This window comes from Palleniella intestinalis (genome assembly GCF_013166595.1).
In the GTDB taxonomy this organism is placed as follows: Bacteria; Bacteroidota; Bacteroidia; order Bacteroidales; family Bacteroidaceae; genus Prevotella; species Prevotella intestinalis.
Map to the genome: position 1 here is coordinate 1 of NZ_JABKKG010000011.1, position 16,145 is coordinate 16,145.

Consider the following 16,145-nt stretch of genomic DNA (forward strand, 5'->3'; position numbering starts at 1 on the left):
GGCAAAGGACGAGGCGCGCCACGGCTCAGGCTTCCGCGGTCTCTTCAACCGTTATTTCAAGTAAGGCATAACAATCTCGGCGCACAAACAACGCTGAGAAAAAACTACCAAGGGCGGCATCCTTCACAGAGGATGTCGCCCTTGATTGCTTTCCAAGAGGTCACATCTGAAATCTCCACCTGACGTGTTTTTCCCATTCATTGTGCAACATATCTGCTATTATACGTTTATATGTGTACGCAAGCCCTGGGCAACCAAGTCCATTTCAGAACTGTCCATTTCACAGTATTGCAAATATGTAAGCGAAACAAGGGAATAACTTACATATTGCTGGGAATTTATCGTTTTTGATAAACCAAAAAGAAAACAAGTGTTAAAACACCATTGGTTTGGTGAACGGTAACACTTGACCGCCCAAAGTGTTACCGTTCACTAAGTCAAAGGTAACCCTTTACAATGCAAATCGTTACCTTTCATTTTGTCATTCACAGCCTGCAATAGATTGCCTTTAAGCTTATTCCTGAACTGAAATACTAAAACATATAGACCGAGTGCCACCTTCCGCTATGTGAAAGGTGGCACTCGGTCTATATAAAAAATATTTTGCCGGCTGTCCGCCATTAATGATGATGCTCTTCACCATAGCCGCCGGTATTGATATGCTGATGACGGTCATGGCTGTGGGTGCTTGTCTTGCCGAAACTGTAAGTCACTGCCAGACGGAGGGTGCGGCCTCCTGACCATTTGCTTATGGACTGTGTGTAGCCGTTTCCGTAAAGGATCTCCTTGCTCTCCTTGGAGTTGAAGATGTCTTTGCACACGAGCGAGAAGTTCCATGCACCGACTGTCTTTCGCAAACCGACCTCAACATCCCAGTCAGGCTCCATTGTGCCCTGAGCCGTCACCCTGCGTGAGTTGTAGCGACCTGTAGCCTGGAATGCCAAGTCCCATGGCAGGCGCACGGATGCCATGCAGCGAATGTCCCACACAAAGCGGTTCTGCTTGTCGCCATGCACCGTGTAGAAATCCCCGTTCAGAGGGTATTCCGTATCCCATGCACCCAAGTGGCTGTTGTAGAGATTGAGGGTCGTGGTGAGCGTGAGACGCCTGAAGAGTGTGTTGCGTGAGATTATCTCCATGCCGATGTTCCTCATGCTCCCGACATTGGCATGACCGTAGTACATTGTGTTAATGCCGGAATTGCCCACCATGGGAGCAAGGAAACTGATATGGCTTATCCTGTCAGGGTTGGAACGCATGTAGCCCGAAACAGAGAGCATGTGCTCATCCCAATTCTTTATGTAGGAAAGTTCCAAAGCACGGCTGAACTCCGGGAGTATGAGAGGATTGCCGAGATGCACTTCCGAAGGGTCGGCGAGGTTCACGAACGTGTTTAGCTGCGGTCCGAAAGGACGGCGTATGCGGCGGGAATAATTCAGTTTCAGTTCATTGCTGCCATGGAACGCCCATCCGATTGACGCTGTCGGGAACAATGCGAAATCATTTTTCTTGAACGGTGGCACATCAGCGTCGTTCTGACCGTAGCCAAGCGACCGTGTGCGTATCTGCCACCATTCGCCGCGAAGTCCGGCGGAGAATGTCAGCTGCTCATGATTTCCTGCGACATTGAGGTACAGGGCAGAAATATCTGTGTCATACCGGAACCTGTTATAGAGATTGTCCAACGGCTGCAGATTGTCCTCTGCCTCTCCTTTTGCATAGGAAGCAGGACTGTTTTCATGGTTGTAGTTACCTTTGTAGCCGGCCTCCAATCGCAGCCAAGGGAGCACAACGTTTGAATAATCGACGGCAGCTTCCCAGTTGCTGATTTTCAAATCCTGATGCTGCCCATGCCAAACGGATTCTTCTGTACCGTCAGCCCATCCGGCCAACTCGTGGGAATTATTGTCGTTTGGTCCCTGCCATACGTTGTAGCTCACATTCATGTCCAAGGAATGGTCTTTGCCAAAGGAATGCTTGTATCCGAGGAGGATGTTTGCACCGCGTGTGTCGCCGGTCTCATGCATCCGGTTGACATTGCTAATCCATTGGTTCGGAAAGTTGCTTGAATGGACAGTTGTCGTGTTGCCCCACTTGTGTCCAAGCGTGCCTATCGCACTCAGATAGAATGTGTTCTTGTCATTCGGGTTGAAATTGGTGCCAAGGCGCAGGAACATGCTGTTCTCATGCTGCTTGGTGTCGCCGTCAGAATCAAGGAAAGAGCCGTCGGCATAATTGCGGCGCGATGTGGTGCCTCCCGGGACATGCTGTGTCTTCAGTCCGAGTCCTGCGAAAGATTCGAACTTGCCTTCGTTGTAGTTGATGTTGAAGTTAACGTTTGCCGTGCCACGTGTGTCAACGTTTGCCTCTGCACTTCCGAAATATCCGTGGCGGTGGTCCTTCTTCAATCGGATATTGATGATGCCGGCTGTACCTGCGGAACTGTGCTTTGATGATGGGTTGGTCATCACCTCTATGCTCTCGATGGTCTCGGCAGGAATCTGGCCGAGTATCTGTGCGCGGTTGTCCGCGTTCATGCCCATCTCCTTGCCGTTAATCCAGACAAGGACATCGTCATTACCACGCAAGGAGATTTCGCCGTCACTGTTGACATCGACCGAAGGGACTGACGCGAGAAGCTCATTGGCAGATGCTCCTGTTGCAGCGATGTTGCTGCTGACATTGAACACTCGGCGCTCGGCATTTACCGACATCTGGCTTCTCTGCCCTTTCACCACCACTTCCTGAAGCAGTTTTGAATCCTCGGCAAGCTCTATCTTGCCAATGTTTATTTCCGAATCACCCACGGTAATCTCACGCTCCTGCGGAACATTGCCTATGCTGCTGACACGGAGTATATACTTGCCGGAAGGTGCGTTCTTGATTACGAACCTGCCGTTTTCATCAGTCAATGCGCCAAATGGAAGAGTTGCCCCTGTCTCCGGATTGACAAGGAGGACTGTTGCATAGCTGAGCGACCCGGCAGTGCTTTTCTCGACCACCGAGCCTGTTATGTTGCCGTCAGCATACGCGCTTCCGGCGAGCAATAAAGAAAATGCTATCGAAACGGGTAATTTTGCTTTCATCTTGGTTGTCATTTTGTTTTATCGGTGCAAAGTTACATATTTTTTCATGCAACCAATTTGCAAATATTGCAGGAATGCCAACCGAAAGGGATACCACAGATTCTTCTCATGCGGATTCAGAAGATTTATGTGGATAGTCTGTACAAATCCGCATGAGGAGAATATGAGTATCGAATGTTTAGTCTATACATCTGAAAGACTATTTCGAAGATTCATCCTAAAATTGCAGGCACATGTTCACTCCACATCCTTCGGCAGAATAGTAAGGCAAGGCAACAACATCCATTGACTTGGAGCACCTTGACCTTTTGAAGAATTTGGGATATAGCCAATAGGACATCTTTACACTTAGCATGCCAATACATGCACCGGCGACCACATCATTTATATAATGCCTGTCGTTGTATATTCTCAGATAACCTGTGGCAGCAGCCACGGCATATCCAGCATATCCTATCCATGGGGAGACATCCTTATATTCCTTCCAAAGAAACTCCGCACCCATGAATGCTGTTGCGGTATGTCCGGAGGGATAGGAATTGCGGGCATTACTGTCTGGACGCTTTTCCTTGAAAGTATATTTCATCGTGTTGACAAGTATTCCCATTGTCGCATAAGACATGGCAAGAAGGACTGTCCTGTCAACAAACCTATGCTTGGCTTTTACACCACACAAGTCCAGACCATAGACAGCCACCATCGGAGCATACTGGCTGTATTCGTCGACCTTGAACTTGTGCTTTCCCCGTGCTGACAAAGCATCCTGGACATGCTCGCGCTGGCGCGTCAGCCATGGGCTGCCGACAAACGCGGAGGTCGCACCGACAACGGCAGTCGGAATTAGCACATCCTTGAGTTTCAAAGAATGGGTGGTGTCTGCAACTGTGTCTGACTTCACCACCATGCACAGACTGTCCACATCTTGCTCTTGTGAAAAAGCAGGACAGTTCAAAAGCAGAGCCATCGACAGCAGCCCCACTTTCATGGAATAATGATTTCTCATCTACGCTTTTTTTTGCGCGCGGACTAAAATTCGATAATACGGGTGTCAAACACAAACACCTCAGAAGCAGACATACAAGAAGCGTGAGCTTCCCTTATCTAACTCTGAGGTATTTGGCGTGACCCGTATAAAAGATAAGTTCCACCCACGCTTAAGCGCAGGCGTTCACTGAACCTATCCGTAATTATACATCTTCTAATCGCCAAATTTTCAGAGTATACGAATAATAGTAAACGCTATTGTTAATATGTTATATGAATGTTATTTTATTCTTATATGCTTTTTAATTTAATGGTTATTTGTTTCGTTGTGCAAAGTTAGCTATATTTTCCGAGAATGGCAAGCAATTAAAATATTTTATTTTGATACATTTGGCGTATAAACAAAAAAAACACCGACAAGCAAGGAATCCTTGCTTGTCGGCATATATGGAAAATTACAATTAGTTGTTTACTTCATAACCACAGGCTTGTACTTTGGCACGAGAGCCTTCATTACCACCCAGCCGATAAGGTAAGCGACAGCACAGATGCTGAAGATTATCATGTAGCCGGCAGGCTTGCCCTCAAAGCCCATGAACTGGAATGCTGCGCCCTGCTCCTCAGCGTAAACGAAGAGATGGCCTGACGCCCAGTTGATGAGCATTGAGCCGATACCGCCCGCCATTGAGCCGATGCCTGTGATTGTGGCGATAGCTGACTTAGGGAACATGTCACCCACGGTAGAGAAGATGTTTGCTGACCAAGCCTGATGACCTGCGCCTACGAAACCGATAATCACTGCCGGCCACCATGCGCTGTACTGTCCCATCGGCTGTGCGAAGAGTGCCAGCACTGGGAAGAATGCGAAGATAAGCATGGCGAGCATACGGCCCTGATATGGGTTCATGCCCTTCTTCTCGACGAAGAGTTTTGGCAGATAGCCACCAAACATTGATAGCACGGTAACGATAGCATACAATGTGAAAATGAGTGCGATACCCATTGAGGAATCGGACTTGTAGCCGTACTGGTCAGAGAAGTATGCAGGAGCCCAGAAGAGGAAGAACCACCATACACCGTCAGTCATGAACTTGCCGAATGCGAAAGACCATGTCTGCTTGTGGCTGAATGCCTCAAGGTAGCCCATCTGTTTTTCTTCTGTCTCTGCGGCAGGTGCTGCACCCTCTGCCTCATCCTGGTTGACATAGAGGAGCTCTGCCTCATTGACGAACTTTGACTTTGCCGGCTTGTCATATACAAACAGCCAAACGCCTGCCCAAACGAAACCGATAGCACCAATGATTACGAATGCCATCTCCCAGCCCATTGCCTTCGCAAGGAGTGGAATAGTGGCAGGAGCGGCAAGAGCGCCTACGGATGCGCCTGAGTTAAAGATAGATGTTGCGAACGCACGGTCTTTCTTTGGGAAATACTCCGCTGTCACCTTGATGGCAGCAGGGAAGTTGCCTGCCTCACCAAGGGCAAGCACGCAGCGGCATGCAAGGAAAGCATACATGCTGACTGTAGCGATTGTCACGGCAAGGTCGCCTGTTGCCTGAATGAGGTCAGCCTTGCTTTCGAGCCCATGACCCAACCAACCTTCTGTGAACAGACCGCAACCGGCGTGGAGAACAGCACCGAGAGACCATATTGTGATAGCCCAGAAGTATCCTTTCTTTGTACCCATCCAGTCGACAAACTTGCCGGCAAAGAGGTTGGATATTGCATAGAAGATAGAGAAGACGGCTGTAATGTTGCCATAAATCTCGTCATTCCAGTGGAACTCCGGTGAGATAAAGTCTTTCCAAGTAAGCGAAAGAACCTGACGGTCCATGTAATTGACTGTTGTTGCGAAAAAGAGCATCGCACACATGACCCAACGCCAGTTGGTCATCTTAGAAGTTTGAATTTGACTCATTTTTGATTATTTAGTTGTTTTTTGATTATGCTTGTTTGTTTTATTCAGTTAGTTTAAATTGCTTTTACGCACACATTTTATGCAAAATTAATGATTTAAATTAATAATAGCGAAAAATAAGCCCTATATCGTTGCCCGTTTAGAGTTTTTTAACCAAAGACCAACGATATAGGGGTTATTTTGAAGCACTTGCTCATGATTCGTCCATGAGAGATATGCCCATGATTGCCAATATGCCGCACAAGTGAATTTTATATTACCGCGCTTCCTGATTCTACTTGCAGTAATACTCGCCCACAGGCTTGTTGTCCTTTGCCTTTACCGTGACATTCTTCTGCTTGATGTTCTTGCAGTAAGTCATGTAGCCTGCTTCGTTGGCGGTGATGACAACATTTTCCATTGTCACATCCTTCACAGGCATCTCTGGCAGACCGTTGAAATAGATGGCACGCTGAGCACCGCTACACATGATGTTCTTTATATGCAGGTTGCGGAACGAAGGAGTTTTCTCTGTGACAGGCTCGGCGGCTATCTCTGCTGGACGCTTTGTGCCGTCAGGATTATCCACCATCACTGTTTTCGCACCATAATAAAGGTTGAAACGGATGGCGTCACCGAGGATGTTCACCATGGAAATATCCTCTATCCAGATGTTCTCTACCACACCGCCTCGTCCGCGACAGCTCTTGAAGCGCAGTCCTATGTCTGTTCCCAAGAATTGGCAGTCAGAGCACTTGATGTTCTTCACGCCGCCACTCATCTCTGAGCCAATGACAAACCCGCCATGACCGGCATATACCGTGCAACCGCTTATTATCACGTTCTCGCACGCACGGCCACGTTTTCTGCCATGCTCGTCCTTACCTGACTTGATGCAGATGCCATCATCGCCGACATCGAAGGTTGTGTTCACGACAATGCAGTTCTTGCAAGCGTCAAGGTCAAGTCCGTCGCCATTCTGCGCATAACTTGGGTTACGGATGTCCACACCGTCAATGATGACATTCTCGCAGCACTCAGGATGAACGTTCCATGCCGGTGAGTTTTGGAAGACAACACCCTCAAGCAGCACATTCTTGCACTCGTAGAGATTGACCATAATCGGGCGCGGCAAGTCTTCCTTGGCAGGTACCCACATGGTAGCACGGCGATAGAATCCGCCCTGCGAGGTTATGCGCTTCCATTGTGCCGGAGTGGTTTTCTCCTGCTTTAGCGGACGCCATACCTCACCGTTGCCGTCGATTACTCCACGACCGGTGATGGCGATGTTCTTCACGCCGGTGGCAGAGATAGGGCTCTGCGCTCTTTTTGCCGGGATTCCTTCATAGGTTGTGTTGACAATAGGATAGTCGTTGATGTCAGGTGAGAACAAGAGTGTGGCACCTTTCTCCAAATGGAGGTTGATATTATCTTTCAACACAATAGGGCCTGTGAGCCACAATCCGCTTGGAATAATGACTTTGCCGCCACCTTTAGCAGCCATTTCGTCAATGGCGCGCTGTATGGCAGCAGTGCATTTGTGCTGTCCGTCGCCTACAGCTCCATATTTTACAACCGACACCGTGGCATCGGGGAAGACTGGTTTCTCAATGCGTGGCATGTCAAACGGCAAGCCACGATACAGGTCTTCATACTCATAGCCGCCGGCTATGGCGGATGAAATGCCGCAGCACATCATAATCAGCGCAAGAAGCACTTGTTTCAAATTTCTCATTGTTGTTAGTTTGTATAGGTTTATTTTTTTGCAAGAAATCATGTTGTGAATAACATAGCTTTGGTTCGCAAACGAACGCTCGTTGACTTTTGTTTCCAATGCATACATATTGTGAAAAGAAATGTAAACAGCCTATTCCTCAAAATATACGCGTTTCACCCTGTTGCTTACACCCGTAAGGATTTCATAAGGGATTGTCCCTATAACGTCAGAAAGAACTGTCACAGGGAGACTGTCACCGAAAATCTCCACACTGTCACCCTCCCGGCAATCAATGTCCGTGACATCTATCATTGCCACATCCATGCATATATTGCCTACATAGTCAGCCTTCTTTCCGTTCACGAGACAGTAGCAATGCCTGTTGCCCAAATGACGGTTCAGTCCGTCAGCATAGCCTATAGGGATTGCAGCTATAAGACTGTCGCGGTCAAGTATTGTTCGACGGCTGTAGCCTACGGAATGACCGGCAGGAACCTGACGAATCTGCAGGATTGTCGTCTTCAAAGTAGATACTGTCGACAAGATGGAGTTGTCACGCGGATTGACACCATACAGTCCCAAACCGAGACGGCACATATCCATCTGACGTTCAGGGAAATGCTCTATTCCGGCAGAGTTGCAGATATGCCGTAATATCTTGTGAGGGAATGCTGCCTGCAACTTACGGCTTCCGGCATCATACAGCGCAAACTGTTCTGCGGAGAAAGCGTCAAAGTCATCATTGTCCGAGCCAACGAAATGCGAGAACACAGAGCGTGGAATGACCGCTTTCTGATGCTGCAGGCGGTCAATGAGTTCGTCAATGTCTTTCTCCGGATGAAAACCAAGACGGCACATACCTGTATCAAACTTTATATGCACGGGCCAGTTGGTTATCCCCTCACGCTGTGCGGCATGGACAAGGGCGTCAAGCATTCGGAAAGAATAGACTTCCGGTTCAAGGTTATAGTCGAACATTGTCTTGAATGCAGACATCTCCGGATTCATAATCATGATGTTACACGTTATGCCGGCATTCCTCAGTGTCACTCCCTCATCGGCAACGGCAACGGCAAGATAGTCCACACGGTGATCCTGCAAAGTCTTTGCGACCTCAACGGCACCGGCACCATAGGCATCAGCCTTTACCATACAGACGAGTTTTGTCTCAGGGTGCATGAATGAGCGGTAACGGTTGTAATTCTCAACGACAGCATTGAGGTTCACTTCCAGCACTGTCTCATGAACCTTCAGTTCCAATCTGTCCGTGATACGGTCAAACTCAAAGATGCGTGCACCTTTTATGAGAATCACCTCATCATGAAGATTGCCGAATGTCTCTGACTTAAGGAACTCATCGGTGGTGTTGAAGAATGCACGCAGAATGTCATTGCTTGCGCCACAAAGCACTGGAGCAAAACTGTCTTTCAGCACCTTGCCTATTCCGATGAACTTGTTCACTCCCCTGCTCTTTATCAGAGAGAGCAATTCTGCCGACAGTTCTTCATCCGAAAGACCTGTCTGGTATATGTCCGACAATATCAGTGTACGGCTCCGTCCCTTGCTGTCAGGCCGGCGAGACATAAAGTCAAGAGCTATATCAAGTGACTTTACATCATTGTTGTAGGAATCATTTATCAGTATGCAACCTCTCTGCCCCTGCTTGACTTCCAGTCGCATGGCGATAGCCTCCAGTTGCGGCATACGCTCTGCCAAAGTCTTTTGGGACATACCAAGGTAAAGGCATACGGCAGCACACGTTATGGAATTCTCTATCCCGCCCTCGTTGATATTCTTGATACAGTAATCACCGGCAGAATCATTATATATGTATGAGATTCTTGTCTCATGGTTCTCATCATCAGTCTCCACATTATTTATATATAAGGGAGCGTCAGGGTTTTCCATAGACCAACCGAGTCGGAATCCTTTGAAATTGCTCTTACGCATACAGTGTGAGACTGTAGCATCGTCAGCATTGTAGACAACAACCTTCGCATCTTTCATCAGATGGAGCTTCTCCTCGCACTTCTCTCTTACAGAGCGGAAATTCTCCTGATGTGCCTGTCCGATATTTGTCAGCACTGCTATCGTAGGCTGTATTATCTCTTGCAGAGCCTGCATCTCACCAACCTGACTGATGCCCGCCTCAAAGATTCCCAGTTCCGTTTGGTTGTTAATCATCCATACGGACTGTGGCACACCAATCTGCGAATTGTACGAACGTGGGGAGCGTGTGATGCGCTTGTCCTTGAACAGCAGCTGATAGAGCCATTCCTTTACGGTAGTCTTACCATTGGAGCCGGTTATGCCGATAACGGGAATGTCGTATTCTTCCCTATGTCGCTCGGCAAGCCGTTGCAACGCCTCAACAGTGTCGGTCACTACAAGGAAATTGGACTTTGGCAAGTCCTTTGGAACATCATACTCCCTGTTGACTACGAAATTACGCACTCCCCTATTGTACAAATCAGGAATATACTTGTGTCCGTCACTCCTCTGTGTCTTTATTGCAAAGAACAGTGTCTCCTCCGGAAATGAGAGGGAACGGGAATCGGTAAGGACAAATCCGATGTTTGTCTCTGCCGTTCCATACCTATGCGCCCCTATCAGGGTCGTTATCTGAGAAATTGCATACATTATGATCTGCTTACTTGAAGTCCTGTCTCGCTTATTGTCATATCGACAAAACGAGCATTCTTGTTCTGTGGATTCTGCTGCAGACGCTGCTTGATAAGCGCAGCAGCCTCAGGGTCTTTCGCTACCATGTACAGATAGCCTCCTCCACCGGCACCGGGGAGCTTGTAGCCGAGGCAAAGGTCGTCCACCATGTCCGTCAGCACACGGACTCCGTCAGGGTTAGTACCGGCATCAATCAACTGGTTCTGCTGCCAAGTCTTAGCAACAAGTTCACCCATAAGATTGAAATTGCCTGCCTGAATAGCCTCGTACATGTCGTTGGCATGCTGCTTCATTCCACGCAGCAGGCGCAGTTCCTCGCCATGGTTGAGGAACATTCTTCTGACAATCTCTGCCAACAGTGTCTTTGCCGTACGGGTAATGCCTGTATAGTAAAGCAGATGACAAGCCTTGTACTCCGGCTGTGTGAAGATAGTCGTAGGCATCCAACGCACCTGAGGATTCTGCTCAAAGCCACGCTCAGTGGTAAGGAGTTTGGCTCCGTGCAGAATACCGCCGAACTGGTCCTGCCAACCGCCACCGGTTGTAAGCAACTGCTCCAAAACAAGTGTTCGCCTGCCAATTTCATTCTTGTCCCAGTTCAGTCCGCAGAAATCATTCAGCGCACCGAGCACTGTGGATGCGAGCACACTGCTTGTTCCCAATCCGCTACCGGCAGGAATGGCAGAAAGCAATGTCACCTCTATACCACAACCGAAAGCCTCCAGTTGCTGTTCCAGAGAAGTATAAGACTCAACAGAGAATCCCGGCTGGAAACCACACAGTACGAGTGCTGCCTTTGGAATGGAGAACGGGCTGCCCACATGATGAAAATCCTTCAGTTCCTCGTATGTCGTTATCGTCTCCGACGCACCGAGGTCGATGCTCCTCATCACAATATGCTTTTCCTTACAAGGGCGGACATACGCCTGGATAGGCTGCTGACCGTTAAGGTCTATGGCGATATTCACTACCGCACCGCCTTCCATAAGGCAGTAAGGAGGAGTATCTGTCCATCCGCCGGCAAGGTCTATGCGCACCGGTGAACGTCCCCATACTATCTGGTCACCATAAACAGACATCTTTGGTGACTGCTTGTCAACAAGCATCGGTTCTGTAAGTCCCTGCTGCAAAAGCTTGAATGCATGCGAATCCCATTCTTTTGCCTTACAGATAAGATCCTCCGTACAAGCAACATTGCCGTTGGCTCTAAGCCGCTCGACCTCGGAACGGAACATAGCATCATGGATACGTGTAAGAAGAGGATTCTTCTCATCTATTTCTTTAGGCAAAGGTATACCACACTCTGCAAACTCACGTGCAGCATCAAAAAGGTTAGTCTGATAGAATACAGAATGCTCATGGTTCTTCGCTATTGCCGCCCAGTTCTTTGCTCTCAGTTGCTTCCTTTGTTCTGCAAGTCTGAGGAGATTGGCAGTGGCAGAGATTCCTTCCGCACTTATCTTCTTTGAAAACTCGAACACAGCCTTGCCCTCCTCGGACAGACCGAGCATAAAGCGCAAAACCTTGCCCATGTTGTCTGTGTTGTCCACAATCGGGAACAACGGCTCCTGCTGCATCTTCCCTGCAAACTTATCCTTGTAGCCGTATGGACGCACCGCCCATTCGGTCTCTCCCATAGGAACAATGTCAACGCATTGTTCCGGCTTCAGGTGTATCTCCCAATCATTCTCCGGGACACCGGTAATGACATTGCAGTTTGTCAATGTCCATTTCTCTCCTACAAAGGAATTCTCTATCCATACATTGGTGTTCTCCTCGTTCAGTCTCAACCTTATGTCTGCATTCTGAACAAACATCGACGGATGAGGCTTACGGTCACGGTGCATAATCTCACGCTGGTCTACCACTATGTTCTGAATTGCCAATGTGGAGGACAACAGTTCCGGTGTTGTGCCATAGTGATAGAACTCTCCACCAGGAAGAGGAAGTATCGCGACGGAAAGTCTTCCCACCTCCTCGTCAGGCTCTGACGGATTTGTTCCCAAAGCACATCCGAACTCACTGTAAAGGTCGTATTCCCTGATACAGAATCCTGCACCTTTCTCAGCACGGCTCTTAGCTTTCAGCACCTCCACAGCCCTGTCCGAAAGAATCCATATCCCTATGTCAACAAGCGAATAATGGTCTTTCTGCACATCATGCAATGTCTGCAATGAAGGCTTCTGAAGCATGTATTCCAAGACATTCGGTGTATTCCTGTCAGAAATAAACACTCCATGGTCTTTGGCAATATCGTCATTAAGCCACAAGCCATAGCAGACAACGTCTGCCTCCGGTATTTCCTGAAGCGGCTTTGTCGCACGGATGAACACGTCTCCACTGACAATCATAGTCTTCAATGATGACGGAGCCTTTGCCATTATACTCTCATACAACGGCAACTGCAGCGACAGAAGGTCTTGGGAAAGTCTCTGTCCTCTCTCCCAACGGAACACAGGAATCGGAGTAAGTATCTTTCCGGAAGGAGCATAAGCCGGCAAACGACGGCTCTGTCCGCCGGCGTGCAAAATAATCTTCTTCTCATTGCGGAAAGACTCCGGACAGCTGTCCAGCACCCATGTTGTTCCGCCTCCCGAACCAAGTTTCTGGTCGACAGGATCATTTGTACAGAACCACTCGTCAGTTGACAATCCGGTAATATCATGGAAACATCCCACCAAATTTGGTGGCAGAGAAAGCATTTTCTTCATTGACCGTTATATTAGTTGATATTTTCACGCAAAATTAGTAATAATTCTTGGAAAAACAAAGGAAAAACGCAAAACTTTACTCTGTGAATCATCATTTTCCGTTTTTCATTTTCCGTTTTTCATTATTATTTATTATCTTTGCAGAAGATAATCTGCGCCTCGGCAAACATGAACAAGTTCTGTCTGCTCTCAGCTTGCATTATCTTTGCAGTCGAACAAAAAATCAAAACAACAAATAAACTAACTTAAAAGGTATGTCCTCTTCTATGCAGCGCATACCGTCTCGAAACTATGGAAAAGAAAAAGACAGGACTCTTGACATCCAACGGAGTCAGCATGCTTGTGCCATTCATTCTTGTCACAAGCTGTTTTGCATTGTGGGGCTTTGCCAATGACATCACCAACCCTATGGTAAAAGCCTTCTCCAAAATCTTCAGAATGAGCGTCACGGAAGGCTCTATGGTGCAGGTTGCATTCTATGGCGGATATTTCTGCATGGCATTCCCTGCCGCCATGTTCATACGCAAATATTCCTACAAGGCCGGTATCATGCTCGGACTGGGACTGTACGCTCTCGGAGCACTGCTGTTCTTCCCTGCCAAGATGATAGGAATGTTCCCACCGTTCCTTCTTGCATATTTCATCCTGACCTGTGGACTGTCATTCCTTGAGACATCCTGCAACCCGTACATCCTCACCATGGGACCTGAGGAGAACGCCACACGACGCCTCAACATGGCGCAGGCATTCAACCCTGTAGGCTCGCTTTGCGGAATGTTCGTGGCAATGACATTCATACAGAACCGTCTCAGCCCTCTGTCCACGGCAGAGCGTTCCACACTCTCCGATGAGGAGTTCGCAGCATTGCGTGACAGCGACCTCTCCATCCTCATCGGGCCATACCTCGCCATAGGACTTGTTATCGTCTGCATGCTCATTGTCTTCGCTTGTGTCAAGATGCCGAAGAACGGCGACCAAAGCCATGACATCAATTTCGGGCCTACCATGCGCCGCCTGTGGCACACACACCATTACCGTGAAGGTGTGCTGGCACAGTTCTGCTATGTCGGTGCACAGATTATGTGCTGGACATTCATCATCCAGTATGGTACACGCCTGTTGATGGCAGAAGGCGATTACACAGCCCTTGAGCACACCATCGGCGGACTTCTCGGCATCGACACTTCCGGAGCCATGACAGAGAAGAACGCTGAGGTTCTGAGCCAGGGCTACAACATCATTGCCATGGGAAGCCACTGCATCGGGCGTTTCGTAGGCACTTACCTGCTCAAATACATCAAACCGGGCAATCTCCTGCGCATCCTCGGCACGCTGTCGGCATTGCTCATCATCGGAGCAATCACAAACACCGGCCGTGGCGGTCTCTATTGCCTTGTGGCAACATCGTTCACAATGTGCGTGATGTTCCCTACAATCTACGGTATCGCACTTGACAAGATGGGTGAAGACGCTAAGTTCGGAGCGGCAGGACTTATCATGGCCATCCTCGGCGGTTCTGTGCTTCCTCCGGTACAGGCGTCTATCATAGACAAGGGAGAAATCTTCGGAATGCCGGCTGTAAACATTTCATTCATCCTGCCATTCATTTGCTTCTGCGTGGTTGCGACATACGGCTACCGTGTGGTAAAGCGGACAGCATAAGGGTGGTTCCCAAACCATAACAGAAATTTCAATTCACAGCAGGTGGGCAAGGCATTGTCCACCTGCATCATAAAAACAGACTATTGCCGAAACATCTTACCCCCATACTGACCATCAACGGTTCCGACAGCACAAGCGGAGCCGGCATACAGGCTGATATAAGAACAATATCTGCCATGGGCGGGATGGCATTCTCAACTATCACCTCCATAACTTCGCAGGACTCACAAGGCATCCACAGCATCCACGACCTGCCGGAAGACATTGTCATCAGCCAATTGAAGGCCTTGCTGAGGGACGTCAGACCCAAAGCGGTGAAGGTAGGACTGATACGCCAGGCAAACGCCATACATGACATAAGGGACGAGATTGTCGGCTGCCGGCATATCGTCAGTGCACCGGGCATCCTGTCCTCCCGTGGCGAGCAACTCATGACGGCTGATGCCGTCAGCGAATATGTACGGCTGCTGTTTCCCATAACAAACACACTAATCCTTAAATGCAGCGAAGCAGAACTGCTTTTCGGCAGAAGCATCAACACCAACGCTGCAATGTCCGAGACAGCATCGCGCCTGCTTGACATGGGTCCACAGGCAGTATTCCTGCGTGGAGGGCATTGCACGGAAGGACTGGTGACAGGTCTGCTTGCCATTGCCGGAAGCAAAGAGCCTCCACGGTTCTTCACTTCCCCAAACCGGGAAGGCTGGCAGTTGCATGGTGTCGGAGGAACACTGTCTGCTGCAATAGCTACAAGACTGGCAATGGGGGACAGCATTCCCTCTGCCCTCTCCTCTGCCCACAAGTACATACGTTGCCAAGTGGTCTACTCCGTCAGTTCCACAAGCCACAGCCTAAGGCGTATGGAACTCTACAACCGGTTCATGGAGCAGGTTACCACACACTGCAAAGAGTCACGCGACACTTCGTTCTACGCCTCACAGCTGAACATCACTCCACGCTATCTTGCGGAGATAACACGCTATATAACAGGAAACAGCCCTAAGAGCCTCATAGCGGATTACTTGCTGAAAGAAATGGAGGCTGACCTCCTGACCTCCGACAAGACAATACAGGAAATATCCATCGAATATGGGTTTCCTTCACAAGCGTCACTCGCAAAGTTCTTCAAGACGCATAGCGGGAAATCGCCTTCGGACTTCAGGACAGGGAAAAATTAGAAAACTCATGGCATTTTTGCCCTCCATGTTTCACGCATAAACACTCACGAGGTAGCAAGCGGTAAAATATTTCACCATTTTCTCTTTTCTGCTATACCTTTGTCTATCAATACATTAGTATCACAAAACAAAATCATAGGCATAAAAAAGCACTGTAATTCATTACCAAAAACGGTCGAAAGGTAACGAATTTCAGTGCTTTTTTTATCTTTCTGCACCTAAAAAGGT

General features: G+C 48.5%; 8 protein-coding genes. 2 read left to right on the forward strand and 6 right to left on the reverse strand.

Translation table 11 applies throughout. The features are described 5' to 3' along the window. Positions 1-620 precede the first annotated feature (620 nt). The 6 genes from HPS57_RS12670 to HPS57_RS12695 form a co-directional block, all read right to left on the reverse strand. Positions 621-3,086 (reverse strand): TonB-dependent receptor, encoded by a 2,466-nt coding sequence (locus HPS57_RS12670; protein ID WP_172183677.1) that lies wholly within the window; start codon positions 3,084-3,086, stop codon positions 621-623. 217 nt (positions 3,087-3,303) lie between these two features. Next, a complete protein-coding gene (locus HPS57_RS12675; RefSeq protein WP_253946562.1) occupies positions 3,304-4,089 on the reverse strand; it encodes a phosphatase PAP2 family protein in 786 nt (261 codons plus the stop codon). A 450-nt stretch (positions 4,090-4,539) separates the two neighbouring features. After that, positions 4,540-5,988 carry an MFS transporter gene (locus HPS57_RS12680; RefSeq protein WP_172183679.1) on the reverse strand — a complete coding sequence of 483 codons (1,449 nt, stop codon included), beginning with the start codon at positions 5,986-5,988 and terminating at the stop codon, positions 4,540-4,542. A 274-nt stretch (positions 5,989-6,262) separates the two neighbouring features. Next, on the reverse strand, positions 6,263-7,693 hold the full coding sequence (locus tag HPS57_RS12685; RefSeq protein WP_369811545.1) for a glycoside hydrolase family 28 protein: 1,431 nt from the start codon (positions 7,691-7,693) through the stop codon (positions 6,263-6,265). Between the two features lie 141 nt (positions 7,694-7,834). Beyond that, positions 7,835-10,324, reverse strand: a complete 2,490-nt coding sequence (locus HPS57_RS12690; protein WP_216653413.1) for a bifunctional UDP-N-acetylmuramoyl-tripeptide:D-alanyl-D-alanine ligase/alanine racemase — start codon at positions 10,322-10,324, stop codon at positions 7,835-7,837. Then, positions 10,324-13,077 (reverse strand): bifunctional fucokinase/fucose-1-phosphate guanylyltransferase, encoded by a 2,754-nt coding sequence (locus tag HPS57_RS12695; RefSeq protein WP_172183681.1) that lies wholly within the window; start codon positions 13,075-13,077, stop codon positions 10,324-10,326. The genes HPS57_RS12690 and HPS57_RS12695 overlap by 1 nt, the downstream gene beginning before the upstream one ends. A gap of 291 nt (positions 13,078-13,368) precedes the next feature. Between HPS57_RS12695 and fucP the strand changes: the two genes are divergently transcribed. Together fucP and HPS57_RS12705 are read left to right on the forward strand one after the other, a co-directional pair. Continuing rightward, positions 13,369-14,739 carry an L-fucose:H+ symporter permease gene (fucP, locus tag HPS57_RS12700; RefSeq protein WP_172183683.1) on the forward strand — a complete coding sequence of 457 codons (1,371 nt, stop codon included), beginning with the start codon at positions 13,369-13,371 and terminating at the stop codon, positions 14,737-14,739. An 83-nt stretch (positions 14,740-14,822) separates the two neighbouring features. Further along, a complete protein-coding gene (locus HPS57_RS12705) occupies positions 14,823-15,917 on the forward strand; it encodes a bifunctional hydroxymethylpyrimidine kinase/phosphomethylpyrimidine kinase (protein ID WP_172183685.1) in 1,095 nt (364 codons plus the stop codon). Positions 15,918-16,145 lie beyond the last annotated feature (228 nt).

Coding starts and splice junctions, on each gene's coding strand:
- HPS57_RS12670 (WP_172183677.1), bottom strand. CDS start 3,086: ATGAAAGCAAAATTACCCGTTTCGATAGCATTTTCTTTATTGCTCGCC.
- HPS57_RS12675 (WP_253946562.1), bottom strand. CDS start 4,089: ATGAGAAATCATTATTCCATGAAAGTGGGGCTGCTGTCGATGGCTCTG.
- HPS57_RS12680 (WP_172183679.1), bottom strand. CDS start 5,988: ATGAGTCAAATTCAAACTTCTAAGATGACCAACTGGCGTTGGGTCATG.
- HPS57_RS12690 (WP_216653413.1), bottom strand. CDS start 10,324: ATGTATGCAATTTCTCAGATAACGACCCTGATAGGGGCGCATAGGTAT.
- HPS57_RS12695 (WP_172183681.1), bottom strand. CDS start 13,077: ATGAAGAAAATGCTTTCTCTGCCACCAAATTTGGTGGGATGTTTCCAT.
- fucP (WP_172183683.1), top strand. CDS start 13,369: ATGGAAAAGAAAAAGACAGGACTCTTGACATCCAACGGAGTCAGCATG.